The following is a 25,585-nucleotide window of genomic DNA, read 5'->3' as shown; positions in this document are numbered from 1 at the left end:
TTGAATGAGAATAAATATGCTTTTTATTTGCTATAGCTTAGTTAGACAGGATGATAAGGCAAACCGAATGTTTCGGCTACGGCTGGGTAAACAACTTTGCCGTTTACGATATTAAGTCCTAACTTAAGTCCCGGGTCTTCCGCGCAGGCTGCAGCCCATCCCTTGTCTGCTAACTTAATGACGTATGGCAAGGTTGTATTCGTAAGAGCCAGTGTGGATGTTTGAGGTACAGCTCCCGGAATGTTGGCCACACAGTAATGAATGATGCCGTCCACCTCGTAGATAGGTTCTGCATGGGTGGTAGGGTGTGAAGTCTCAAAGCAACCGCCCTGATCGATGGCTACATCTACCAGAACACTCCCTTTTTTTAGCAGCGATAACATTTTACGTGTGATAAGATGAGGCGCTTTGGCTCCGGGGATCAATACGGCACCGATTACTAAATCAGTAGCTGGTAATTCCTGTTCAATATTATGAGCTGAAGAATATAATGTCTTGATATTTGCCGGCATCGTTTCACTTAGATAGCGGAGACGGGGCAATGAAATATCTGCAATCGTAACGTCGGCTCCCAGGCCAGCGGCCATCAAGGCGGCATTCTGGCCTACAACTCCTCCTCCTAACACTAATACTTTGGCGGGTTTTACACCGGGCACGCCTCCCAGTAAGACTCCTTTGCCTCCCTGAGGCTTTTCAAGGAAGCGGGCGCCTTCCTGGATAGACATCCGTCCGGCTACTTCGCTCATAGGGATCAGCAGGGGAAGTGTCCGGTCCGGATTTTCCACCGTTTCGTAGGCCAGGCATATGGAACCGCTGTCAATCATGGCGCGTGTGAGTATTTCTTCGGAAGCAAAATGGAAATAGGTAAATACCAGCTGCCCGTCCCTGACAAGTGGATATTCCGAGGCGATAGGTTCCTTCACCTTTACAATCATTTCCGCGCTCCGGTAGACATCTTCGATGGCAGGAAGTATTTTCGCTCCCGCCTGCTCGTAGGCCGCGTCCGGAAAACCGCTGTTTTCTCCCGCCGTATGCTGTACATAGACAGTATGGCCTCTTTTTACTAGTTCTTTTGTTCCGGCAGGTGTAAGAGCCACGCGATTCTCGTTGTTCTTAATCTCTTTGGGTACTCCGATGATCATAGTGATAGTTTTAAAGGTTTATTTGCCGGCAATATACAGAAATATCTGACATTGTGTTATCTCCTGATTCCACTATTTTATATATGTTTAGAAACAGAAAAAGAGGAAATCCTTTGTTGGGAATTTCCTCTTTTTATCGGAACAAAAGCAATAGCCTTTGTTTAAATTACATTGTCTTTATAAACCCTGTCCGTGACAGTTCTTGTATTTTTTGCCGCTTCCGCAGGGACAAGGATCGTTGCGTCCTACACGCTTTTCGGCACGAACCGGTTCCTTGCGGGGTTGTTGCGGAGCACGTTCTTCAGGGTTGTTGTTGCCACTGATATCCGTTTTTTCCGTACGGTATCGGCTCATATCCTGACGCTGTTCGGGTGTAGCCTGTTGAACGGCGATGCGTTGGCGGGCAGCTTCTGCAGCAGCCTGGCGAGCCATCATAGCCTGCTTTTCTTCTTCGGTCGGTTCTTCGCGAACAGGTATCTGACCACGCATCAAAACAGCAGCCGTTTTACGGTTCATTGCGTCTACCATACCTTTGAACAGGTTGTATGATTCCAGCTTGTAGATCAACAACGGATCTTTGTTTTCGTAGCTGGCATTCTGTACGGAGTGGCGCAGTTCGTCCATTTCACGGAGATGTTCTTTCCATGATTCGTCGATGGTATGCAGCACGATTGATTTCTGGAATGCCTTGGCGATGACCTTACTTTCTGTTTCGTAAGCTTCTTTCAGATTACATGAAACGTTGTACATGCGTTTGCCGTCTGTAATAGGAATCATGATGTTTTCGTACATTGCACCCTGGTTCTCATATACCTGCTTGATGACCGGATTGGCAACCTGGGCCATACGTTCCATGCGGCGTTTGAACAGGGCTAATGCGGCTTCAAATAGTTTCTCTGTCAACTGGGCAGGCTTTGTACTCTTGAATTCTTCTTCGGTGAATGGGCTCTCCATAGCAAATGTCTTGAACAATTCCAGCTTGAAGCCTTCATAATCCTGGAATTCTGCATGCTGTTCTACGATAGCAGTAGCCGTATCATAGATTGTATTCAATACGTCCAGACCGATACGTTCTCCCATTAATGCGTGACGACGACGGGTATAAACTACGTTACGTTGTGAGTTCATTACGTCATCATATTCCAGCAAACGTTTACGGATACCAAAGTTGTTTTCTTCCACTTTCTTCTGTGCACGTTCTACCGACTTGCTCAGCATATTGTGTTCAAGCACTTCACCTTCTTTGAATCCTAACTTATCCATCAGCCCGGCAATCTTTTCGGAAGCGAACAGACGCATTAGGTCGTCTTCTAACGATACGAAGAATACGGATGAACCCGGATCACCCTGACGTCCGGCACGACCACGCAACTGGCGGTCTACACGACGGCTTTCGTGGCGTTCCGTTCCGATGATAGCCAAACCTCCCGCAGCTTTTACTTCGGGTGAGAGTTTGATGTCGGTACCACGACCAGCCATGTTGGTGGCAATGGTAACGGCAGCTGTCTGTCCGGCGGTAGCAACGATCTCGGCTTCCTTCTGGTGCAACTTCGCGTTCAGTACGCTGTGTTTGATCTTACGCATGGTAAGCATACGGCTCAGCAGCTCGGAAATTTCTACAGATGTAGTACCAACCAATACCGGGCGTCCTATTTCCGTCAAATGTACGATCTCTTCGATCACGGCGTTGTATTTTTCGCGCTTGGTCTTGTAGATACGGTCATTCATGTCATTACGGGCGATAGGGCGGTTGGTAGGTATTACGACAACATCCAGTTTGTAGATGTCCCATAATTCGCCGGCTTCCGTTTCGGCCGTACCGGTCATACCGGATAGCTTATGATACATACGGAAGTAGTTCTGCAACGTAATAGTTGCGAATGTCTGCGTAGCAGCTTCCACCTTTACGCCTTCCTTTGCTTCGATAGCCTGATGCAAACCGTCCGAATAGCGGCGTCCATCCATAATACGTCCTGTTTGTTCGTCTACGATCAATACTTTGTTGTCCATAACAACGTATTCGTCATCCTTCTCAAACAAGGTATAGGCTTTCAGCAATTGGTTGATCGTATGTACGCGTTCGCTTTTTACAGAATAGTTGGCCAGTATCTCGTCTTTCTTTGCCTGTTTCTCTTCCTCTGATCCTTTGAAATTCTCCAACTGGGATAGTTCGGAAGTGATGTCGGGCAATACGAAGAAGTGAGGGTCATCGGTTTTACCTGTCAGTAGGTCGATCCCCTTATCGGTAAGTTCGATACTATTGTTTTTCTCGTCGATTACGAAGTACAGTTCGTCTGTAGCCTCATGCATATGGCGCATGTTCTCAGACATGAAATATTCTTCGGTCTTCAGCATCTGCGCTTTGATACCTTGTTCGCTCAGGTATTTGATCAAAGCTTTGTTGCGGGGATAGCCTTTGAAGGAACGATACAATTGGATGCTTCCTTCTTCCACTTCCTTCTGATCGTTGCTCGCCATCTTTTTCTTTGCCTCGATAAGCAACTTCGAACAAAGCTCCTTCTGTGTATTCACAACTACTTCCACATTCGGGCGGAACTGTTCAAACAGTTGTTCTTCGCCTTTTGGAATGGGACCTGATATAATCAGCGGCGTACGGGCGTCGTCAATCAATACGGAGTCTACCTCATCGACAATTGCATAGTTATGCTTGCGTTGTACGAGGTCGCTCGGACTGATAGCCATGTTGTCGCGCAGGTAGTCAAAACCGAATTCGTTGTTGGTACCGAATGTGATATCGGCATTATAAGCGGCACGGCGCGCGTCGGAGTTTGGTTGATGCTTGTCTATACAATCTACGGAAAGCCCGTGGAACATGTAAAGCGGTCCCATCCATTCCGAGTCACGTTTTGACAGATAGTCATTCACGGTTACTACATGCACTCCGTTGCGGGTTAAGGCGTTCAGGAATACAGGAAGTGTTGCTACCAATGTTTTACCTTCACCGGTTGCCATTTCGGCAATTTTACCTTTATGCAGAACCACGCCACCAAACAACTGTACATCGTAGTGTACCATGTCCCAAACGATTTCGTTACCTCCTGCTTTCCAATGGTTCTGATAGATCGCTTTGTCTCCTTCGATACGAACGAAATCGTGTTTGGTAGCCAGATCACGGTCGAACTGAGTTGCAGTAACTTCAATTTCTTCGTTTTCGGTAAAGCGGCGTGCCGTATCTTTCATAATAGAGAATACTTCGGGAAGAGATTCTTCCAGGACGATCTCCATCTTATCGGTGATACTTTTTTCAATCTTATCTACTTCCGCCCATATAGCTTCACGTTCTTCCAGTTCTTTATCGTCAATGCCTTTGCGAAGTTCTTCTACTTTGGCACGTTCTTCGGTTACATAATCCTGGATGCGTTGTTTTATCTCTTCCGTTTTAGCACGCAATTCGTCGTTTGAAAGTGCTTTGATAGACGGATATACGGCCTTAACCTTCTCTACGTAAGGTGTGATTTCTTTAAGGTCTCGCTGCGACTTGTTGCCGAACAGCTTCGTCATGAATTCATTAAATCCCATGTGTGTATTGTTGTTTTGTTATTTACTAAAATAGTTATCTGCAGAGTTGACTGCTGCGTTATTTGTCGACTGTCAGCTCTTTTAACGGTAAGCTGAGTGTTGCATTTGGCGGCCTGATCCTCAGCACATGGGTTACCGTTGGGGCTACCTCCGTGGCTTTTATTTCTCGGTAGATATGTTGCGGCTTGAGGCCGTTGCCCATAAATACCAATGGAGTAATAACAGCGTTATTTCGTATTACTTTTACTTTTTCTTTCGGATTGTCGTAGTTTACTTTCCATCCGGGTTGCAATTCGATAATCAGATCGCCGCGTCCAAGATGATGGGTTCCCTGGCGGAATTTTGCCGTTCCTTCGTTCCAATCGCCCGAACGTAAAGCATAATCGGTAGTAACATGCTGCACACCGCTGAATTCGAGAAGGAAGTCGGCCGATTTCTCCTGTATCTCCTTCAAGTTCAGTTTTGCATCTTCAATTGCTTTATGGTTTAGATATATCTGATTGTTATAATAGCCTTTTACCCAATTGTGCTGTTGTCCGTAAACAGCCATCAGGTACATATTGAGTAGGGCTACGCAACGCTTCGGATGAAAATCTCCTCCGTTCACCATTAAACCGTCGGGGTATTCTTCTTCGCTTCTGTAATACCCTGAGCCTGTAAATACGATTAATGTATTGTTAAGGCCGACTTTCTTGTCGATTGCATCCAGCAGTTTGGAAATATCATCGTCTAGCTGATAATACGTATCTTGTATTTCACGTGTGTATTCTTTGTTTAATATTCCGCGGTAATTGCCGGCATAATAAGTAATAGCCAGCATATCAGGGCAACTGCGTGTACCGAATGCTCCGTATTCGAGGAATTGAAGGGCAAGGCGGTTTATCTCTTTATTGATAAACGGAGAAGTTTTAAAATTAGGATAACAGTTTGCCGTATTCTCCTTAAATGTGTAACGAAACGGCAGGTCGTCTAGTACGTATGGAAAGGCATTGTACTTTTCCAGTGGCAGGGATGGAGTCCATACCATTGTTTCCAAACGGGCAGAAAGGGCTTCCGGGCCGTTGTTGTAACGGTCTACATACCATGGAACGCCTTTATAATAAGTGGTTGTTGCCCATTTGCCGTTCAGATTGTCCATCCAGAAGGCACCGTTTGCCGCATGTCCGGCTGATATAATGGCTCCTTCGGCATCGGGGGCAATGGCATATACATCACTTCTGCCTTTGGATGCGATCTTTAATTCGTCACCTATAGTAGAACTGAACAGTTTTTTGGGTGAATAGTTGTCTTTTGTATAGTTACCCAGATATTCCGGATCGTTCAGGATTGAGATTTCTTGTTCTTTCTCAAAATTAAATGTCTTGTTACCCGTTATTCCGCTGAAACACGGATTGCTTCCCGTAAACAGCGTTGCGAAAGCACTGGCCTGGTCTATATCCGAAAATTCAAAACGAATATTGTTGTAAACAACTCCTTCGTTTAGCAGGCGTTTGAAACCCCGTTCGCCGAAAGTGTTGTAAAAATATTCTATATAATCGCCTCTTAACTGGTCTACTGTGATACAGACTACCAATTTGGGAGCATGCTGTTGTGCCTCCATGTTAGTAACCACTAGTATCGCAATAAGCGACGATAAAAATTTCCTCATTCTATTTTCCATATTCAAATTGGGCTTCAACCTATCGTTTTATAGGTTTGTCCTTTAGTCTGTAAATACCAAATCCAGAGCGTAGCCATAAGGTTGCTACCAAAGGAATGAACGCCATATTCATATGTTGCGGGATGAAATGCCATCCCAGCAGCATTAGTGTAAGCGCCGCAAAGTTAATAAAATGATAGTAATATGCAGCTTTCTTGAGTTTTTTTACAGAAAACAATATGACAGCAATCAAATCCAAAGGCTGTAGCCATATCATCGACCAGTTAGGCCATGTGCACGGATGAACGGATATGAAACTGAGGAAAAACAGAATCACTCCTCCTAGTCCGGCTGCCAGAAACAAAAGACAGTCAACAATAAGAAAATATTTCTTTTTACGCCATTCTATATATGTCGATAATGCAACCAGCAAAAAAAGTGCCAAACTGCAAACGATGGGTGTAAAGAAGCCGTCGTCGTTTATTTCGGCGTTTCCGTCAGCTGTTGTAATCTGGATTGTGTCAGATATTAGTTTGCGTGTTGTACTGTCCGGGTTCTGTACTGTAGCTTTGGCAAATTCGTCTTTTAAATACTCTGGCAAAAACATCATTTCGTGGGCAGTTGCTTTTCGGTCGGTTGGACTGCCAAGGGCTAAATCGCAACCAAATGTCAGCCAGGCATGGTTGCGCGTACAATAATTTATCATGTCGCGGAATGTTTTCGGTGCCGGCGGATCATTATATATTATTTTGCCATCTATGTATTTTTCTATGATGGCAACGGGACGTGTTGCACAGTTATCAAAAAAGAAATTATAACGGTAAACTCTGTTTTCCGGTTTATAGTTTTCGAGTAAAGCTTGCAGGATATGGTCTTTTTCTTTGGGGGTGAGATTTAAAATTTGTTCGGTTACTTCGCTGCCCCGCATCTGATATTCTATTACGTAACTTTGGAAATCTATTGCACCTAGTTTATAATCCGTCTCTCCTTTGGCAAAACGATAAATAAAGTTTGGTTTGGAAAAGTCGAATATTCCATAGTTAAAGATTATATCCTGCTTTTGATCCGGGTCAAATACCCGTATGGCAGCGTGCCCGTATACGGTAAATACTTCATCATCATACGGCGAGCTTGTTAATATGCTTATCCGGGCATTGTCGCTTAATTTGAATTGAGCATATCCCGAAGTGTATATAAGCAGGGAAAGTAGCAGATATGTTATTTTTCTCATTCCTTTGTTTATTACGTTACAAAGGTAGATTTATTTTTTTAATTAGGTGATATTACTGTTTCAGGATAGGGACTTTTGTTTTTTAGTGTGGCAGTTTTTAAGAAAAACATCCCGTATAAATAATCTTTTGGGCAGCTGAAAATTAATTTTGACCTGGGGCAAAATTAAATTCTACCTGCCCAAAAGAATAATTTGTTCCGATCTTTTTTATAAATATACGGATAAGAAAAGATAGGATGTTCCGGCTTTATTTGGAAGATGTACCACTCTCCAATATACTAACGATAGAGAACAGTGTAAAACAAATTCCTCCTAAACTGGCCAGTACTCTGGCCGGGACAAAATAATTGCTGCTCAGTTCGGCTAAATCAAATAAGTATGATGATAGAAAAAAACAAGCTAGTGCCGTGAATATGGGTATTAAAGGGATACGGTTGGCTAATTTGAATTCCCGTTTCCATATTTTGGCTAAAAGGATAACTTTACTGGATATACTGTAACAAACCAATCCGAGTCCAACCATGATATATCCGGTAGTTGCTTCAGCCGGGTCATATGTCCCCATGATAATTAATCCCCAGAAAATACTTAATGTGCCGAAAAACAGTACGAATCCGGGCCACCAGTTCCGCTCAAAGTCGGAATAAGTGTTTCTTATCTGTCTGACAATGGTACTTACCAGAGCTACCAGGCTTGTACATATACAGGCCAATCCAACCATTACATGACCTGCTACAGAATATTGCGAATGTTGTCCGCTTCCGGATAATAGTTGAAATGCCCATATCCAGGCAACTAAAGCTATAATAACAGCAACCAAAATAAGCGATACTGCTTGTTTCTTTGAAAAAGCGGCCTTAGGAATACGCGGGTCATCTGTCTTTGCATTTACCTGAATTAAGGTAAAACGGGTAGATGAGGTTGCAGTTGTAGCTACACAGGCAGTAATCAGTCCAACTCCGCATATTACATGTCCGGCAACAAACAAAGATGGATCCGGAGATGATGATAAAAGAAATATACCTCCCAGAATCGTAACTACAGCTGCCAGATAACCGGTTATGGGAAGCGCGTATTTGACTACAATATTATATGTATGTATAATCTGTCTGATAATTGTGGCGGCAGTTGCAAAAAGTGCAATACAAATCATACCTAATGAGAATATAACCGGGCCAGCAATAAATTTACCGGTTTCTGTCCCGAACTCAAGTATGAATAATCCGTAACTAAAGCAAAAAAGTGCCATTAATAACGGAATAGCCCTGAATAATATACTAATACCGTAATTCATACCAATTTTATATTAATAATTTTCGGTTTAAACAGTTTTTGTTACGGTTTAGTTTTGGAATTGAATGTAATGTTTTTATTTGTTCTTGTTGTTATCTCGTCATTTTTATGTTTCTTTGCGGAAAATATCAGCGAAGTGAATCTTATCATAGAACAAGGGAACACGTCATCGAAGGTTGCTATATATAATAAAGGGAAGATGGAAGCATCTTTTGTGTATAAAGAGTTCGGTGTTTCGGTTATAGCTCCGCTTATGGAGGCATACGACTTGACGCAAGGTATCTTATCTACAGTAGTCGATACGGATGAAGAATTGCTTGCTTTTTTGAGAAGTAAGTTGCGTTATTTTGTGTTTTTGAATGAAGATGTAGCCCTGCCTGTCTCTGTGCAATATGAAACTCCGGCTACTTTGGGCAAAGACCGTTTAGCTGCAGTTGTAGGAGCAAATTATCTGCAGCCGGGAAAAGATATACTGGTAATAGATGCAGGGACAGCTATTACTTACGAATTAATTGAAGCTTCCGGTATTTATCTGGGGGGGAACATATCTCCGGGGATGACGACTCGTTTTAAAGCCTTGAACTTTTTTACGAAGAAGTTGCCTTTAGTTATCGAGCAAGACAATGTTCCTATGCTGGGAACCTCTACTGAAACGGCAATACAGGCCGGAGTTGTGAAAGGAATTGTTTACGAGATGGACGGATACATTGAAGAGTTACGAGTGAAATATCCTGAACTTTTGGTTTTTTTAACAGGCGGTCATTCGTTTTATTTTGAAAGAAGACTAAAAAACTCCATCTTTGCAGACATTAATTTAGTGTTGACAGGATTAAATAGAATCTTAGAGTATAATGTTGAAAATTAATAAGGTCGTAATAACAAGCATTCTTATATTTACTCAGTTGTCTTTAATGGCACAGAACAATACTAATTCACCTTATACTCGTTTTGGGTATGGTGAACTGGCCGACCGCTCGTTTGGCGCCGGACGTGCAATGGGTGGTATTGGTTATGGGTTACGTTCATCAAAACAGATAAATCCTATGAATCCTGCTTCTTACAGTAGTATGGATTCACTTACTTTTTTGTTTGACTTTGGTGCATCCGCGCAATTATCCTGGTATAATGACGGAACAAACAGGCAGAAAAATGTAAATGGTAACGTGGAGTACATTGCAATGCAATTCCCTATTTCCAGGCGTATTGCTATGAGTGTAGGTATGCTGCCTTATTCTTATGTAGGATATAAATACGGAAGTAAAATCAATAATAAAGATAATGGTTTGGATGCCGTAGCCTCTTATGTGGGAAAAGGAGGTTTGACAGAAGCATATGGAGGTATTTCTGTCGATCTGTGGAAGAAAAGACTGGCTGTCGGTTTAAATGCCGGATATTTATTTGGAAACATTACGCATGAACAAAATGTTACTTTTCCAAGTCCGGGATATAATATAGTCCGTACGCAAGAGGTGCAGGTACGGGATTATAAATTGGATTTTGGTATTCAATATACTCATCCGATAAGTGCAACCGAAAATATTACAGTGGGTTTTGCTTATTCGCCGAATAACCATTTGAATGCAAAATCTTATAATACTTTGCAAAAGGTAACATCCAGCGGAGGCGTGGTTGATAATGTTGCTGATACGATAACGAATCAGGCATTTGATTTACCTAATTCGTACGGAGCGGGTATTTCGTATGTAAAACAAAATAAATTAACTTTGGCGGCTGATTTCTTATACGAAGAATGGGGGAAAGCCCGTTTTTTTGATAGTAAAGACGATTTTAAAAATCGTATCCGTGTAGCTGTAGGTGGCGAATTTATACCGGATGTGCAAAATCATAATTTCCTGGCAAAGGTGAGATATCGCGCAGGTTTCCATTATAGTAATTCTTATCTGAAGATTAATCAGACTGAAGATAATGGATATGCCAGCGGTAGCTATGGCGAATATGGGGCAAGTGTCGGTTTTGGACTGCCATTAGTGGATTCCCGTTCATTTGTGAACGTATCTTTTGAATATGTAAAGATTCGTCCCGAAGTGAAGACTATGATTAATGAACAGTATTTCCGGTTTACAGTGAACTATACATTTAATGAATTATGGTTCTTTAAACGAAAAGTCGATTAATTAAATAGTTAACTTTAATATAAAAATAGATATGAAGATCAAAGTATTATTGCTTGCAATCGGATGCTCGATAGGAGCATTGGGTGCATATGCACAGAAAGGTGTGGATAATGGTACACGGTTCGGATCAGGTGAGGATAGTGTTCGATGCATAACCAATATCAGTTTATTTGTTCCTTATGCTAAAGGAGGAAACTATAAGGATGCATTGGAGTCATGGAAAATTGCGTATAATGAATGTCCTGCTGCAACAAAGGATATTTATTTATATGGTGTGAGAATTGTAGGATGGCAGATTGAAAACGAAAAAGATCCTGCAAAAAGACAGGCTCTTATCAATGATTTGATGGCTGTCTATGATAAGCGCGTTAAATATTTCGGGAACGACAAGCGTTATGGCAAGGACTGGATTATTTCGCGTAAGGCTCAGGATTATTTGCAGTATATGGGCGAAAATGCCGATTTTAATACTGTTTATAACTGGTTGAATGAAATTATTAATGAAAAAGGCGACGATACGGAGATTCTGGGTGTTTCGTTATTTGCTTTTTCTGCGTTAAAGAAATTGATGGCAGATCCGAATTTCAAGGAACAATATATTCAGGATTATCTGAAAGTTTCAAAAATATTGGAAACACAATTGAATGCTGCCCAAGCTGCAAATAATGCAAAAGAAATTGCGGCGATTACTACGATAAAAGGTGGCGTTGATAACGGTTTTGCAAGTAGCGGTGCTGCCGATTGTGAAACACTGCAGAATCTGTATGCAGCTAAGATTGATGAAAACAAAGAAAATCTTCCTTTCCTGAAAGAGACTATCGCTTTATTAAGACGTGTTCGCTGTCAGGAGATTGATGCTTACTTTGCTGCTTCTGCTTATGCCTATAAACTGGAACCAAGTGCTGAAGCTGCTATAGGTATTGCCAAGCAGGCTGTTAAGGCAAAAGATTACGATAAAGCTATCAAGTATTTTGAAGAAGCTGCTAATATGGAAACTGATAATTCAGCAAAGGCAGACGATTATTATATGATTGCTTTGTTGTGTTTTGAACAGAATAGCTATTCAAAGTCCAGACAATATTGTCAGAAGGCTTTGGAATTGAATCCTAATTCAGGAGCTCCTTTAATGTTGATAGGTAAAATGTATGCGGCAACAGCTAAGTCTGTTTATCCGGATGACCCTGTAATGGTAAGAGCCGTGTATTATGCTGCAATTGACAAGTTTGAAAGGGCAAAACAGGTTGATCCCAGTGTGGCTGATGAAGCTAATACATTGATTAATACTTACCGTGCTCACTTGCCGTCTACCGAAGAAATTTTCATGCATCCTGATTTGGAAAAAGGAAAGAGCATTACAATCGGCGGCTGGATCGGTGAGCGTACAACTGTCAGATAATTATGGTTGGATCACGTTTTCTTAGTAAAACGAATAAAGATAAAGGCATAGCAACTATCCCGGTGATAGTTGTTATGCTTCTTTTATTTTCGGCATCTTGTTCAAAAGAAAATAAAGAGGTTGTAGATGTGGAGTTTGATCCGAATCAAACATATACAATGAAGACAACGGAAGTGGCAAGCCTTATATCGGATTCCGGAATAACCCGGTATAGCGTGAAAGCTAAAGAGTGGCTGATGTTTGACAAGGCGGTCGAACCTTATTGGTATTTCCCTGAAGGTTTGTATATAGAAAAGTTTGATACGACTTTCCATACGGAGGCAAGTGTACAGGCTGATACGGCTTATTATTATAATAAAAAAGGGTTGTGGAAATTAATTGGCAATGTTGAAATAGAGAATTTAGAAGGTGAGTACTTTCAAACGTCATTGCTATATTGGGATGAAAAGCAAGGAAAGGTATATTCTGATAAATATATCCGGATAGAACAGGTGGATAAGGTAATTACAGGTGTCGGTTTTGAGTCTAATCAGGATATGACTAAATATAAAATATTTAATTCGACAGGCATTTTCCCAGTGAAAGAAGCGCCGGCTGATAGTATTCGGACAAACCAGCCTTTACAGGAAACACCTTTGGAAGAAAAATTAGAAGAAAAAACACAGGAAGAGGATATGCCAATGTCTACAATGACCCCTTTAAAAAGTAAGTAAATGAATGCTTTACCGTATATACTAATATCATTAGCATTTTCTGCTTTTTTTTCAGGTATGGAAATCGCTTTTATTTCTTCCAACAAGTTACGGTATGAACTTGATAAACGGAATAAAAGTTTTATAAGTAAGATCTTAGATATTTTTTATAATAATCCGAACCAGTTTATTTCTACAATGCTGGTTGGCAATAATATTGCTTTGGTTGTATATGGTCTGCAAATGGCCATGTTGCTTGAACCTTATATCGCAAAAGTTGTTGATAACGAAGCTTTGATTGTACTTATACAATCTGTTATTTCTACGGTGTTGATTTTGTTTACTGGAGAGTTTATTCCGAAAACCATATTTAAGCTAAATCCGAATTTGTCATTAAAGATATTCTCGGTGCCGCTTTTTGTTATATATGTAATTCTATATCCGGTTTCTAAATTTTCTTCTTTGCTATCTTTTGCCTTTTTGAAATTGGGAGGAGTGAAAAATCTGAAAGATTCATCCGACCGTACGCTAGGTAAAGTTGACTTGGATTATTTTATTCAGCAAAGCATAGAAGATGCTCCGCAAAATTCTGATATGGATACGGAGGTGAAGATATTTCAGAATGCGTTGGATTTTTCGAATGTCCGTTTAAGGGATTGTATCGTGCCTCGTACGGAAATTGTAGCATGTGATACGTCTGCTACTATAGATGAACTGCGCTCAAAATTTATAGAAACCGGACTTTCCAAAATATTAATTTATAACGAAAATATTGACGATATTATAGGCTATATCCATTCATCCGAATTGTTTAAACACCCGGAAGACTGGACAGAAAGTATTCGTAGTGTGTCAATTGTTCCAGAAACAATGGCCGCCAATAAGTTGATGAAGGTTTTGATGCAAGATAAGAAAAGCCTGGCTGTCGTTGTGGATGAGTTTGGTGGAACCTCGGGTATTGTGACCTTGGAAGACTTGGTAGAAGAAATTTTTGGTGAAATAGAGGATGAGCATGATATGAAATCTCATGTCGCTAAAAAAGTAGGAGAGGACGAATATCTTTTATCCGGTAGAATTGAAATTGATACTTTGAACGAAATGTTTGGATTGGAGCTGCCGGAATCGGACGATTATGTCACTATTGCGGGTTTTATTCTTCATTTTTATCAGAGATTTCCGAAATTGAACGAATCGGTGGTTATTGATAAATACACATTCAAAATCATAAAGGTTACGGCAACTAAAATAGAACTTGTGCGTATGAAAGTGGCTGAATGATGAAAAAAAAAGGATTAAATGATGTGACAAATTCTTTTTTTCGTATCTTCGTGCCCTTAAATGAGAAATAATAAACTTTAAAAAATAAATAAAGATAAATGGCTACGCTGGAGAAAATTAGAAGCAAAGCAGGTTTGTTGGTCCTTGTTGTGGGATTGGCATTGTTTGCTTTTATTATTGGAGACTTTTTGAACTCTGGTTCTACTTATTTCAGACAAACTCAGGAAAGAGTTGCGGAAGTTGACGGAGAAGTTGTTAAGATTCAGGATTATCAGGCACGTGTAGACGAAATGGCCGAGATGTATAAAATGCAGACTGGTTCGAATAGTTTGCCTGAAGAATATATGTCGCAGATTCGTCAGTCTGTATTTGATGCTATTGTTCAGGAAATCGTTCTGGATGAAGCTACAGCTAAATTAGGCATGGTCGTGACTCCTGAAGAATTATTTGATATGGTTCAGGGTGAAAATATTTCTCCACTGATTCAACAAATGCAGATGTTTACAAATCCCCAGACAGGAGCATTTGATAAAACAGCATTGTTGAATTTCCTGAAAACGATCAGTGATGACAATTTGGCTAACTATCCGGCTGATCAGCAAGCTCAGATAGTTAAGGCTAAAAATTTCTGGTTGTTCTGGGAAAAGAATATTAAACGTCAACGTTTGGAAGATAAATACACTACCTTGTTGAGTAAGGCGATTTCTGCTAATATGCTGGATGCAAAAGAAGCATTTAATGAAAATGCAGAAAGTTCGGATATTGTATATGCAATGCAATCTTATGCAACAATTCCTGATTCTGCAGTACAGGTAAGTAAGAGTGAAATTGAAAAACTGTATAACCAGCGTAAGGAAATGTTTAAACAGAAAGAAGGCAAAGTTGTTAAATACATTGCTGTAGACATTCGTCCTAGTAAAGAAGATTATGACAAAGCTCAGGCTGATATTGAAAGCTTGAAGGAGGAATTAATTTCTTCTGCAAAAGTTGCCGATTTGGTAAACGAAAACTCAGAGGTGCCTTATATGGATGCATTCTTTACGGCTTCTGCTTTTGATCCTGAGTTGAAACAATTTGCAACAACAGCCGAAGTAGGTGCTGTATATGGACCAGTATTTGAAAATGACAAGTACAGAATGTTTAAGTTGGTTGACAAAACAAATGCACCTGATTCTGTAAAAGTAAGCCATATCATGTTAGCAGGTAAAGCAGAGAAGGAAACAGTTGCTTTGGCAGATAGTTTGATGAATGTATTGAAGAATGGTGGAAACTTTGAAGAATTGGCAAAACAATTCTCTGCAGATCAGGCTGCCGAAAAGGGTGGCGAACTTGGCTGGTTTACAGAAGCTACTGCTTTGAGAGGTGTAAATGAGGAATTTAAGAATGCTGTTTTTTCAACTCCGGTAAATAATGTTGCGTTGGTTAAGTCTTTATATGGTACACATATTGTTAAAGTAACAGACAAAACTGCTAATGTGAATAAATATAAAGTTGCAGATATAGATATGTCTGTATCTCCAAGTTCAAAGACTTACAGCAATATCTATAATGAATTGAATCAATTTATTTCAAAGAACAGTGATATTGCTAAATTGGATGATGCTGCTAAAGAAGCCGGTTATAGTATTATTTCAGATGTAACGGTAACAGCTGACAATCAAATGTTGGGAACAATCAAGAATTCTCGTCCGGTTATCCGTTGGGCATTCCAGAATGATAAAGGTAAGGTTTCTGAAATTTTTGAATGTGACAATAAATTTGTAATTGCTGCAGTTCAGGGTTCGCTGCCTGAAGGATATCGTCCTGTTGATATGGTTGCTCCTGTATTGAAAGCAGAGTTGATCAATCAGAAGAAAGGCGAAAAGATTGTTAGTGATTTGATTGCTAAAAATCTGACATCTTTGGATGCATATGCTCAGACTATGGGAACTTCTGTTGACTCTGTTAAATTTATTAGCTTTGGAACACGTCGTATTGCCGGTATGGGTGTAGAACCTAAGTTGAATGCAATGGTCTCTTTAACTCCGGAAGGTAAATTGAGTGCTCCGGTTGCAGGAAACAACGGTGTATATGTATTTGATGTTTTTGCGAAGAATAAGGAAAATAAAGAATATAATGAAGTAAGTGAAGTTCGTGCTTTAGATGCAGCAAACTCATACAGAATCGGATTCCAGGCTATACAGGCTTTGGTAAATAAAGCAAAAATAGAAGATAACCGTATCCGTTTTTATTAATACCGGATGAAGATATAAGGCTTAAGTATATGGCCTGTGATAAAGCTGCCGTACTCTATATGAGCACGGCAGCTTTTTTATATCTTTGCAAAATAAAATAATAGATTAATACGGAATGAACGGAAAAAAACGTTTGCTGGGTATGACTCTGGATGAATTGAAAGAGGTTGCTTCGGAAGCAGGATTGCCTGGATATGCGGCAAAGCAAATGGCTGATTGGTTGTATAAGAAGAAAGTTGTTTCAATAGCTGAAATGACAAATATTGCTGCAGCTAAACGTTCTTGGCTTGAAAATCATTATGAAGTTGGAGCAATGGCTCCATCGGATTTTATGAAGTCGGTAGATGGTACTATAAAATATCTTTTTCAGGTAGGGGAGGGACGTTTTGTTGAATCTGTGTATATACCTACGGAAGATAGGGCAACATTGTGCGTGTCGTCTCAGGTTGGATGTAAAATGAATTGCCTTTTTTGTATGACAGGAAAGCAAGGTTTTACTGCCGATTTGACTTCGAATCAAATATTGAATCAGATACAGTCATTGCCGGAAAACGAACAATTGACAAATATCGTTTTTATGGGAATGGGAGAGCCGTTGGACAATGTAGGTGAGTTATTTAAAGTGCTGGAAATATTAACAGCCCCTTATGGATATGCTTGGAGTCCGAAACGTATTACCGTATCTACAATCGGAGCAAAGGGACTGAAACGCTTTTTAGATGAAAGTGATTGTCACTTGGCGGTTAGTTTACATTCCCCTTATTCTGCAGAACGTTTGTCTTTAATGCCTGTAGAGAAAGCTTTTCCGGCTCATGATGTGCTGGAATTGATAAAGCAATATGATTTTACGCATCAAAGACGTGTCTCTTTTGAATATATTGTTTTTAAAGATTTGAACGATAGCCTGAAACATGCGGAAGCGTTGGCTTGTTTATTAAAAGAAATACCTTGTCGGGTGAACCTGATCCGTTTTCATGCAATACCGGATGTACCGTTGGAAAGTTCGGACATGGGTAAAATGGAATTGTTCAGGGATATGTTGAACTCCAAAGGCATTATCTGTACTATCCGTGCTTCCAGGGGAGAGGATATTTTTGCTGCTTGCGGGATGTTGTCTACTGCAAAAAACAAGCAAAAAGATTAAACAGGCGGTATTTTGACAGAAAAGGATTACATTTGTATTATATAAAACATAACGGGTATGAAAACACATTTATTTATTGCCAGTTTGTTGCTCCTGGTATTATTAGGGGCTTGTAGTTCCGGTCCGGTGATGACACAGGCTACTGGGCTTGCTTATGAAGTTGTTGTCGTAATGGACCAAAAGGATTGGAAAGGGGAAGCAGGTGAGATAATCAAGGCTGACCTGGAATCTCCGGTGCCTGGCCTTCCTCAGTCGGAGCCATCTCTTAAAATTACATATGCTCAGCCTAAAGATTTTAACGGATTGCTTAAGCTTGTACGTAATATATTGATTGTTAAAATTAATCCGTCTACTTATACGAAAGTTTCATTAAGCTATGAAAATAATCCTTGGGCAAAAGGACAAGTTGTGCTGACTTTAAAAGCTCCGGATGCACAAAGTATTGTTGAATATTTGACCGCTAATAAAAATAAACTGGCCAATTTCTTTGTTGAAGCAGAAATGAACCGTGCGATTGCTCAGTTGGAAAAGAATTATAGTTCTGTTGTAATGGAGCATTTGAAGAAAGATTTTGACGTAATGTTGAATGCACCAGAAAATATGACTTATTATAAGGATACGACAAACTTTTTCTGGGCATCTAATAACGCAAATACAGGACGCACAGATTTAGTCGTTTACACATTCCCCTATACGGATCCGGATACATTTACAGCCGATTATCTGGTAGCAAAGCGTGATTCTGTGTTGAAGGCTAATCTGCCGGGTGCATTCCCTGGTTCTTATATGGCAACAGAAACCCTTGGAGGCGTTCATTATGAGCCAATTACTGTTAATGGTAAATATTGCGGAGTGTTACGCGGTTTATGGAAAATGCGAGGTGATATGATGGGAGGGCCGTTTGTAAGCCATATCCGTTTGGATGAAAAGAATAATAGGGTTGTGGTTGCTGAAGGTTTTGTTTTTGCACCTGAGACAAGTAAGCGTAATTTTATACGTCGTATAGAAGCGGCATTATATACTTTACGTTTACCAGGGGAATTTGACAAGCCGGTAAGTGATCCGCTTGATGTTCCTGAACAAAAGAAATAAACATACTAATATATGGAAGAACGATTGATTAAAGTGGGGATTACTCACGGAGATATAAATGGTATCGGATATGAAGTGATACTGAAAACATTCTCGGACGCCCGTGTTGCTGAACTTTGTACACCTGTTATTTATGGTTCTTCAAAGATCGCGGCATACCATAGGAAAGCTTTAGAGCTTCCTCCTGTTAATATGAATATTATTACCAAGGCGGAAGAAGCAGGTGCAAATCGCGTAAATATCATCAATTGTGTGGATGATGAGACAAAGGTTGAGCTTGCTCAGTCAACTGCTGTGGCAGGAGAAGCTGCATTTAAGTCATTGGAAGCTGCTGTAATGGATCTGAAGCGAGGTGTTGTTGATGTGTTACTGACGGCTCCGATTAACAAGCATAATATTCAGAATGATGATTTCCATTTCCCCGGACATACGGAATATTTGGAAGAGTGTTTTGGCGGTTTAGGAAAGAAAGCTTTGATGATATTGATGAATGATACTCTTCGTGTTGCATTGGTTACCGGACATATACCTTTGTCAAAGGTTTCTTCATCCATAACTCAGGAAGATATTGTAAGTAAACTCCGTATATTTAATCAGTCATTAAAGCAAGACTTTGGAATAGTAAAACCCAGAATTGCTGTATTGTCATTGAATCCGCACGCCGGAGATGCTGGTTTGCTGGGAAATGAAGAAGAAACGATTATTATACCGGCTATGCAAGAGGCCGAAAAAAGAGGTGTGATGTCTTTTGGACCCTATGCCGCCGATGGCTTCTTTGGTTCTTGTATGTATGATAAATTTGATGGTGTTTTAGCTATGTATCATGATCAGGGACTGGCTCCGTTTAAGACTTTGGCAATGGAGGACGGTGTAAATTATACTGCCGGTTTACCAATTATCCGTACTTCTCCTGCACATGGCACGGCTTATGATATAGCAGGGCAGAACCTAGCTTCTGAAGAATCGTTTCGTCAGGCTTTGTATGTGGCTTTGGATATATATCGTAATCGAATACGATATTTTGAAGCGACAGCAAACCCTCTCCGTAAGCAATACTTTGACAAGGGAGGCGATAATGAAAAACTTGATTTGACGAAGGATGAAGAATCCGGTGATATTTAAAAGAAAAGAAGCATGGATAGAATGAAATCCATGCTTTTTTTAAGTCCTGAAACGTATGCTTTTTCCTATTATACTTTTTAGATAGGAAAAGTTTGTGTAAGTTTGCGGTTCAAAATTAAAATAGCGACATGTTTAAGGATAAAACGATAGTATATACTTCCGGGACATTTGATATGTTTCATTACAATCATCTTCGGATGATTAATTATGCCCGTAGCCTGGCGGATATTTTGATTGTAGGTGTAAGTACGGATGAATTAGTATCTTCTTACAAGGCATGTCCGATAATCCCGTTTAATGAACGTCTTCAGATTATAGAAGCCTTGAAAACACCGGATATCGTAATTCCCCAACATTCGTTGGATCATTCGGAAATTGTCAAAAAATTAAATATCGATGCATTTGTTGTTGGTGATGATTGGTATGGTAAATATGACTATTTGAAAGATTTGGGAGTTCAAGTTTTTTATTTTCCTTATGGAACAGGCGTTTCCTCTTCAAATCTGAAAAAGACCATTCATGATTCATACGAAGCTAATCTTAAATCTCAACGTAATGCGAAGCCTCAATCCGTAAAAGGCTTTAGCGAAAAAGAATAGAATACACTTCATGGAGAAATATGCTTTAATTACCGGAGGTACAAAGGGTATTGGTAAGGCGGTTGCTTCTTGTTTAGCCAAATCGGGTTATAATCTTTTGTTGACTTATGCCTCGGATTGTATAAAAGCTGCGCAGGTTTGTGAGGAACTTTCGGCGATTTATGATGTAAAAGTCAGCAGTTTGAAAGCTGATATTTCCGATTGTAATTCCATAGAAAGCATATATCTGTATTTGACAGACCAATCCATTCAGTTAGATGCCATTGTATTTAATGCAGGCATGACTTGCCGTGATCCGTTTGAAGAATTGTCGGTGCCGGAATGGGAGCGGGTATTTTTTGCGAATGTTCATTTTCCTGTATTTCTTCTACAGCGTATTGTTGGTTTAATGAATAAAAGAGGATCGATAGTTTTTACCGGTTCTTTAATGGGTATTGAACCTCATTCCGTATCTCTGGCATATGGTGTGACTAAAAGTGCGATTCACGCTTTAGTGAAAAATTTAGTTAAGTTTTTAGCTCCATATGACTTACGGATAAATGCTGTGGCTCCCGGCTTTGTTGATACGGAATGGCAGAAAACGAAACCAGTGGAGATACGGCGGAATATAGAAAATAAGATCGCTTTAGGGCGTTTTTGTGATCCCGACGAGTTGGCTGAAGTCTATAAAATGTTGATAGAAAATAGTTACTTTAATGGCGAAATAGTTGTTGTTGATGGTGGCTACTCATATAAATAATGAACAAATGAGTAATTTGGATAAAGAATACGAGGCTTCGTTAAAATCAATAGAGACTGAAAATGTAATTGACAGGATATTTTATCGTCCTATTGGTTTTCGTATTGCCAAGATGCTTCGTGGTACAAGGATTACACCGAATATGGTAACAGTCGTTTCTATTTTTGTAGGGGCTGGTACCGGATTTATGTTTTACCACGATAATTTGACGTATAATATTATAGGAATTTTATTGCTTGTATTTGCTAATATATTGGACTGTGTAGATGGGCAGCTGGCACGTCTTACTGGCATTAAATCGGCAATTGGACGTATTTTGGATGGTTTTGCCGGAGATATCTGGTTTACTTGTATATATGTGGGTTTCGCTTTGCGGTTGGCGCACGATTATGGTACTTACTGGTTTTTTGCTTTGGCCGTATTATCCGGACTCTCTCATCTGATACAAGCGAATATTACTGACTATTACAAAACACTTCATCTTTATTTTATAAGTAAGGATAAAGGAGCCGAATTTCAATCTTTAGAACAGGTGAAGGCCAAGCACAAAGAAATGAAATATGGTATTAATAAGGCTTTTTATTTCTTATATCGCTGGTATACCCTGCTGCAAGTAAAAGCAACTCCGACTTTGCAACAAATGCTATGTCGTTTACATGCTGAATATGGAGATAATATTCCTGAAGATATCAGGATTAATTTTCGTAAGCAGAGCCGTGAACTTATGCGTCTTATAGATTTGCTAACATTTAACGGACGTACTATAGTCATGTTTATTATAGTGCTGACCGGACAGGTTTGGGCTTATTATTTGTATGAACTAATCGTGCTGAATATTGTTTTGGCTATTGCAATGAAGAAGCACGAAAAGATGTGCGCATCTTTCTTGTAATAGGAATTATGAAAAAAAGTGTAGTTGATATATATGACCTACAGGAAATGGTCCCGTTTTTTAAAGGACCTGTTGGAACTTTCTTAGGGAAATTGGTCATCAAGTTGCTTTGTGTGGACAAAGTTAATAAAGTACATGCTAATAATTGTGCATTACGTGGGGCTAAGTTTACAACATCTTTGTTGGGCGATCCGCTGATTGATATTAAATATAATGTTCATAATGCAGAGCTTTTAGATCATTTGCCGGAAGGTGCTTTTTGTACAGTTTCCAATCATCCGATCGGATCGTTGGACGGTATTATGTTGATTGATATATTCGCTGCTCGCCGCCCGGATTTTAAAGTGATGGTAAACGGCATTCTTTCCAAGATCGGAGCGATGGATGACAATTTCGTATCGGTAGTACCGGATTCCAATAACCAAGGAGCAAATCCAGCTAATGTTAATGGAGTCCGTGTCTCTTTACAGCGTTTGAAAGAAGGGCATCCGATGGGTTTCTTTCCGGCCGGAGCAATTTCCTTTTATAATAAAGATACAAAAAGAATACAAGATTTGCCTTGGACTCATAGTGTCATACGTTTGATTCGTAAATCAAATGTTCCGGTTTATCCTGTATATTTTGATTTTCTGAATTCAAAATTCTTTTATTGGCTGGGAAATATCAGTTGGAAAATAAGGACATTGCGTATACCAGCAGAAGCGTTTAATAAACGTGGTAAGACGGCTGATGTTTATATAGGTGAACCAATTTCTCCAGAGGAGATAAAAAATATTTCAGACGATAAGGAGCTAGCCGAATTTTTGTATAACCGTACTTACGGTGCTAAAAAATAAGAAACGACTATTAGATTCTGCTTTCTGTTGTGGAAGTTTGGATTAAGATTTGTAATTTTGGCAGATAAACTGAAATAATTACAGATATCTAATAAATATGATGTTAAAAATAGACGTGCAACAGATAAAGCAGCGTTTTGGAATTATTGGTAATAGCCCGGCCTTGAATCGTGCGATTGATGTGGCTTTGCAGGTTGCTCCGACCGATTTATCTGTTTTGATTACAGGTGAAAGTGGTGTGGGAAAAGAAACATTCCCTCAAATCATACACCAGAATAGTCCCCGTAAGCACGGACAATATATTGCAGTAAATTGTGGCGCAATTCCTGAAGGTACTATTGACTCCGAATTGTTTGGTCATGAAAAAGGTTCTTTTACAGGGGCGTTGGCCGACCGTAAGGGATATTTTGAGGTAGCTGATGGTGGAACCATATTTTTAGATGAAGTGGGCGAGCTTCCCATGCCTACACAGGCTCGTTTGTTACGCGTATTGGAAACAGGGGAGTTTATTAAAGTAGGTTCTTCAAAAGTTCAGAAAACAAATGTACGTATAGTTGCGGCGACCAATGTAAATTTGATACAAGCCGTATCCGAAGGAAAATTCCGTGAAGATTTATTTTATCGTTTGAGTACGGTACCTATCCAGGTTCCTCCATTACGTGAACGCACAGAAGATATTCCTTTGTTATTCCGTAAGTTTGCCGGAGATTGTGCAGAGAAATATAGAATGCCTCCTGTCCGTTTGGAAGATGAAGCACGTCAGTTACTGATAACTTATCGTTGGCCTGGGAATGTGCGCGAATTAAAGAATGTGACCGAACGTATTTCAGTAATTGAGGAAAACAGAGATATTACGGCTGATATATTACGTCAATATCTGCCTAATTTGAATGTGGAGAAATATCCGGTACTGGTAAAACAAGACAATGATCAAAAGATATTCAACAGTGAACGGGAGATTCTTTATCAGGTACTTTTTGATATGAAAAAGGATGTCAACGAACTAAAGAAATTAGTGCATGACATAATGGGAGGAAATATACAAATGCCTGTTCCGGAAGAATCATCATATGCTCATCCTATACATCCGGTTCATCAGGTACACCATGCGCCGATACAAGAAGCTGAAGATGTAGAAGAAGAGGAGTCATTATCCTTGGAAGATGTTGAAAAGGAAATGATACGTAAAGCTTTAGAGAAACATAACGGTCGTCGTAAAAATGCTGCTGCCGACTTGAAAATTTCAGAACGTACATTGTATCGTAAAATTAAAGAATATAATTTGGAGTAATATGTTGAATAAAAAAATAATAGTATTCTTTTGTCTTTTGACCGCATTGGTTACGGCATGTTCTATTTCGTATAAATTTAATGGCGCTTCCATTGATTATACAAAAATTAAAACAATAACCATTAAAGATTTTCCCAACCAGGCAGCTTTGGTATATCCTCCTTTATCACAGGTCTTCACAGAGACATTGAAGGATATTTACATACGTCAGACCCGTTTACAATTAGTACGGAGCAACGGCGATTTGGATTTGGAAGGTGAGATAACTGGTTATGAACTGACGCCTATGGCAGTGAAAGAAGATGCTTATGCGTCTCAAACACGTTTGACAATTACGGTTCGTGTTCGTTATTCAAACCGGGTTACTCCGGATGATGACTTTGAACAAACTTTTTCTGCATATCGTGAATTTGACAGTAATGTGATGTTGCAAAATATACAGGATTCTTTGTGTAAAGAGATTGTAGATGAACTGGTAGATCAAATCTATAATGCAACGGTAGCTAACTGGTAAGGATGAATACGGCGGAACTATATCGTTTAATGGAGAATCCTTCTTCGTTGTCGGAAGAAACGCTTCCTGTTTTAAAACAGATTGTGGATGATTTTCCTTATTTCCATACGGCAAGAATGTTATATTTGAAGAATCTTGCTGTGTTGAATGATATATGTTTCGGTTCGGAGTTAAAAAAGATGGCAGTTCATATTCCTGACCGAAAAAAAATGTTTGTTTTGGTTAAGGGTGAACTTTATGGATTAAAAACAAATAATTCTTCAATAAAAGACGATTTTGAAAAAGATGATTCTTTTTCTTTAATAGAAGCATTCTTGTCTTCAAGCGCAGATGATAACGGACAACAGACGGAGAATACATTACTGTTCCAACCGTCTGTTTCTTCGGATTATATTTATTGGTCTCTTTCCGAAACAGATGAAAAACATGAGAACAATGAACCGGTTGCAAAATTGCAGCATCATGACCTGATTGATTCTTTTATCAAAAATGAAGAACAACGTATTCCTGGCAGTGGATTAAATATAGAGTCTGCAGATGAGAGTTTAGATATTTCTGATTCGTCGGATGAATTGGAAGAAGCACATCTTAAACCGTTGGATGACTCCTATTTTACGGAAACTTTAGCTCATATTTATGTTAAACAAAAGCGATATGAGAAAGCGTTACAAATAAATAAAAACTTAAACTTGAAATATCCGGAAAAAAATATTTACTTTGCAGATCAAATTAGATTTTTGGAAAAATTGATTATTAACACTAAAAAATAAAACTAA

General features: G+C 39.6%; 21 protein-coding genes. 16 read left to right on the top strand and 5 right to left on the bottom strand.

Annotation, left to right across the window (positions count from 1 at the left end; translation table 11 throughout):
* Positions 1–41: 41 nt before the first annotated feature.
* The 5 genes from ald to CTY47_RS02465 form a co-directional block, all read right to left on the bottom strand.
* Positions 42–1,142 carry an alanine dehydrogenase gene (ald, locus tag CTY47_RS02485; protein ID WP_099463261.1) on the bottom strand — a complete coding sequence of 367 codons (1,101 nt, stop codon included), beginning with the start codon at positions 1,140–1,142 and terminating at the stop codon, positions 42–44.
* A gap of 177 nt (positions 1,143–1,319) precedes the next feature.
* Positions 1,320–4,682, bottom strand: coding sequence for a preprotein translocase subunit SecA (gene secA / locus CTY47_RS02480; RefSeq protein ID WP_099463260.1), 3,363 nt, complete (start codon positions 4,680–4,682; stop codon positions 1,320–1,322).
* A gap of 58 nt (positions 4,683–4,740) precedes the next feature.
* Positions 4,741–6,330 carry an alkaline phosphatase family protein gene (locus CTY47_RS02475; RefSeq protein ID WP_099464047.1) on the bottom strand — a complete coding sequence of 530 codons (1,590 nt, stop codon included), beginning with the start codon at positions 6,328–6,330 and terminating at the stop codon, positions 4,741–4,743.
* Between the two features lie 31 nt (positions 6,331–6,361).
* Positions 6,362–7,552 (bottom strand): lipoprotein N-acyltransferase Lnb domain-containing protein, encoded by a 1,191-nt coding sequence (locus CTY47_RS02470; protein ID WP_099463259.1) that lies wholly within the window; start codon positions 7,550–7,552, stop codon positions 6,362–6,364.
* A 247-nt stretch (positions 7,553–7,799) separates the two neighbouring features.
* Positions 7,800–8,846 carry a DUF2776 family protein gene (locus tag CTY47_RS02465; protein WP_099463258.1) on the bottom strand — a complete coding sequence of 349 codons (1,047 nt, stop codon included), beginning with the start codon at positions 8,844–8,846 and terminating at the stop codon, positions 7,800–7,802.
* A 135-nt stretch (positions 8,847–8,981) separates the two neighbouring features.
* On the opposite strand from CTY47_RS02465, the gene CTY47_RS02460 reads away from it, so the two are divergent.
* From CTY47_RS02460 to CTY47_RS02385, 16 genes are all read left to right on the top strand, one after another.
* Positions 8,982–9,710, top strand: a complete 729-nt coding sequence (locus CTY47_RS02460) for a type III pantothenate kinase (RefSeq protein ID WP_233202076.1) — start codon at positions 8,982–8,984, stop codon at positions 9,708–9,710.
* Complete coding sequence (locus CTY47_RS02455) at positions 9,697–10,980, top strand: hypothetical protein (protein ID WP_099463256.1); 1,284 nt, start codon at positions 9,697–9,699, stop codon at positions 10,978–10,980. The genes CTY47_RS02460 and CTY47_RS02455 overlap by 14 nt, the downstream gene beginning before the upstream one ends.
* A gap of 31 nt (positions 10,981–11,011) precedes the next feature.
* Positions 11,012–12,376, top strand: a complete 1,365-nt coding sequence (locus tag CTY47_RS02450; protein WP_099463255.1) for a tetratricopeptide repeat protein — start codon at positions 11,012–11,014, stop codon at positions 12,374–12,376.
* Between the two features lie 2 nt (positions 12,377–12,378).
* Complete coding sequence (gene lptC, locus CTY47_RS02445; RefSeq protein ID WP_099463254.1) at positions 12,379–13,089, top strand: LPS export ABC transporter periplasmic protein LptC; 711 nt, start codon at positions 12,379–12,381, stop codon at positions 13,087–13,089.
* Positions 13,090–14,346, top strand: coding sequence for a hemolysin family protein (locus CTY47_RS02440; protein ID WP_099463253.1), 1,257 nt, complete (start codon positions 13,090–13,092; stop codon positions 14,344–14,346). It begins immediately after the preceding gene.
* A 98-nt stretch (positions 14,347–14,444) separates the two neighbouring features.
* On the top strand, positions 14,445–16,580 hold the full coding sequence (locus CTY47_RS02435) for a peptidylprolyl isomerase (protein ID WP_099463252.1): 2,136 nt from the start codon (positions 14,445–14,447) through the stop codon (positions 16,578–16,580).
* Positions 16,581–16,695: 115 nt separating this feature from the next.
* Positions 16,696–17,724: a 23S rRNA (adenine(2503)-C(2))-methyltransferase RlmN gene (gene rlmN, locus CTY47_RS02430; RefSeq protein WP_099463251.1), complete on the top strand. Its 1,029-nt coding sequence runs from the start codon at positions 16,696–16,698 to the stop codon at positions 17,722–17,724.
* Positions 17,725–17,781: 57 nt separating this feature from the next.
* Positions 17,782–18,816, top strand: a complete 1,035-nt coding sequence (locus CTY47_RS02425; RefSeq protein WP_099463250.1) for a DUF4837 family protein — start codon at positions 17,782–17,784, stop codon at positions 18,814–18,816.
* Between the two features lie 12 nt (positions 18,817–18,828).
* The gene (pdxA, locus tag CTY47_RS02420; RefSeq protein WP_099463249.1) at positions 18,829–19,938 is read left to right on the top strand and encodes a 4-hydroxythreonine-4-phosphate dehydrogenase PdxA; all 1,110 of its coding nucleotides are present in this window, start codon (positions 18,829–18,831) and stop codon (positions 19,936–19,938) included.
* A gap of 128 nt (positions 19,939–20,066) precedes the next feature.
* Positions 20,067–20,537, top strand: coding sequence for an adenylyltransferase/cytidyltransferase family protein (locus CTY47_RS02415; RefSeq protein ID WP_099463248.1), 471 nt, complete (start codon positions 20,067–20,069; stop codon positions 20,535–20,537).
* Between the two features lie 10 nt (positions 20,538–20,547).
* On the top strand, positions 20,548–21,276 hold the full coding sequence (locus CTY47_RS02410; protein WP_099463247.1) for an SDR family NAD(P)-dependent oxidoreductase: 729 nt from the start codon (positions 20,548–20,550) through the stop codon (positions 21,274–21,276).
* A gap of 7 nt (positions 21,277–21,283) precedes the next feature.
* Positions 21,284–22,168 carry a CDP-alcohol phosphatidyltransferase family protein gene (locus CTY47_RS02405; RefSeq protein WP_099464046.1) on the top strand — a complete coding sequence of 295 codons (885 nt, stop codon included), beginning with the start codon at positions 21,284–21,286 and terminating at the stop codon, positions 22,166–22,168.
* A gap of 8 nt (positions 22,169–22,176) precedes the next feature.
* Positions 22,177–23,004 (top strand): lysophospholipid acyltransferase family protein, encoded by an 828-nt coding sequence (locus CTY47_RS02400; protein WP_099464045.1) that lies wholly within the window; start codon positions 22,177–22,179, stop codon positions 23,002–23,004.
* Positions 23,005–23,104: 100 nt separating this feature from the next.
* Entirely contained in the window at positions 23,105–24,295 is a 1,191-nt protein-coding gene (locus tag CTY47_RS02395) for a sigma-54 interaction domain-containing protein (RefSeq protein WP_099463246.1), read from the top strand.
* 1 nt (position 24,296) lies between these two features.
* Positions 24,297–24,809 (top strand): LptE family protein, encoded by a 513-nt coding sequence (locus tag CTY47_RS02390; RefSeq protein WP_099463245.1) that lies wholly within the window; start codon positions 24,297–24,299, stop codon positions 24,807–24,809.
* A gap of 83 nt (positions 24,810–24,892) precedes the next feature.
* Positions 24,893–25,579, top strand: coding sequence for a hypothetical protein (locus CTY47_RS02385; protein ID WP_233202075.1), 687 nt, complete (start codon positions 24,893–24,895; stop codon positions 25,577–25,579).
* Positions 25,580–25,585: the final 6 nt, after the last annotated feature.

The organism is Parabacteroides provencensis, from assembly GCF_900232875.1.
Taxonomy (GTDB): Bacteria; Bacteroidota; Bacteroidia; order Bacteroidales; family Tannerellaceae; genus Parabacteroides; species Parabacteroides chinchillae.
This window is presented reverse-complemented; position numbering and strand designations above follow the sequence as displayed.

Coding starts and splice junctions, on each gene's coding strand:
- ald (WP_099463261.1), bottom strand. CDS start 1,142: ATGATCATCGGAGTACCCAAAGAGATTAAGAACAACGAGAATCGCGTG.
- secA (WP_099463260.1), bottom strand. CDS start 4,682: ATGGGATTTAATGAATTCATGACGAAGCTGTTCGGCAACAAGTCGCAG.
- CTY47_RS02475 (WP_099464047.1), bottom strand. CDS start 6,330: ATGAGGAAATTTTTATCGTCGCTTATTGCGATACTAGTGGTTACTAAC.
- CTY47_RS02470 (WP_099463259.1), bottom strand. CDS start 7,552: ATGAGAAAAATAACATATCTGCTACTTTCCCTGCTTATATACACTTCG.
- CTY47_RS02465 (WP_099463258.1), bottom strand. CDS start 8,846: ATGAATTACGGTATTAGTATATTATTCAGGGCTATTCCGTTATTAATG.
- CTY47_RS02455 (WP_099463256.1), top strand. CDS start 9,697: ATGTTGAAAATTAATAAGGTCGTAATAACAAGCATTCTTATATTTACT.
- CTY47_RS02450 (WP_099463255.1), top strand. CDS start 11,012: ATGAAGATCAAAGTATTATTGCTTGCAATCGGATGCTCGATAGGAGCA.
- lptC (WP_099463254.1), top strand. CDS start 12,379: ATGGTTGGATCACGTTTTCTTAGTAAAACGAATAAAGATAAAGGCATA.
- CTY47_RS02440 (WP_099463253.1), top strand. CDS start 13,090: ATGAATGCTTTACCGTATATACTAATATCATTAGCATTTTCTGCTTTT.
- CTY47_RS02435 (WP_099463252.1), top strand. CDS start 14,445: ATGGCTACGCTGGAGAAAATTAGAAGCAAAGCAGGTTTGTTGGTCCTT.
- rlmN (WP_099463251.1), top strand. CDS start 16,696: ATGAACGGAAAAAAACGTTTGCTGGGTATGACTCTGGATGAATTGAAA.
- CTY47_RS02425 (WP_099463250.1), top strand. CDS start 17,782: ATGAAAACACATTTATTTATTGCCAGTTTGTTGCTCCTGGTATTATTA.
- pdxA (WP_099463249.1), top strand. CDS start 18,829: ATGGAAGAACGATTGATTAAAGTGGGGATTACTCACGGAGATATAAAT.
- CTY47_RS02415 (WP_099463248.1), top strand. CDS start 20,067: ATGTTTAAGGATAAAACGATAGTATATACTTCCGGGACATTTGATATG.
- CTY47_RS02410 (WP_099463247.1), top strand. CDS start 20,548: ATGGAGAAATATGCTTTAATTACCGGAGGTACAAAGGGTATTGGTAAG.
- CTY47_RS02405 (WP_099464046.1), top strand. CDS start 21,284: ATGAGTAATTTGGATAAAGAATACGAGGCTTCGTTAAAATCAATAGAG.
- CTY47_RS02400 (WP_099464045.1), top strand. CDS start 22,177: ATGAAAAAAAGTGTAGTTGATATATATGACCTACAGGAAATGGTCCCG.
- CTY47_RS02395 (WP_099463246.1), top strand. CDS start 23,105: ATGTTAAAAATAGACGTGCAACAGATAAAGCAGCGTTTTGGAATTATT.
- CTY47_RS02390 (WP_099463245.1), top strand. CDS start 24,297: ATGTTGAATAAAAAAATAATAGTATTCTTTTGTCTTTTGACCGCATTG.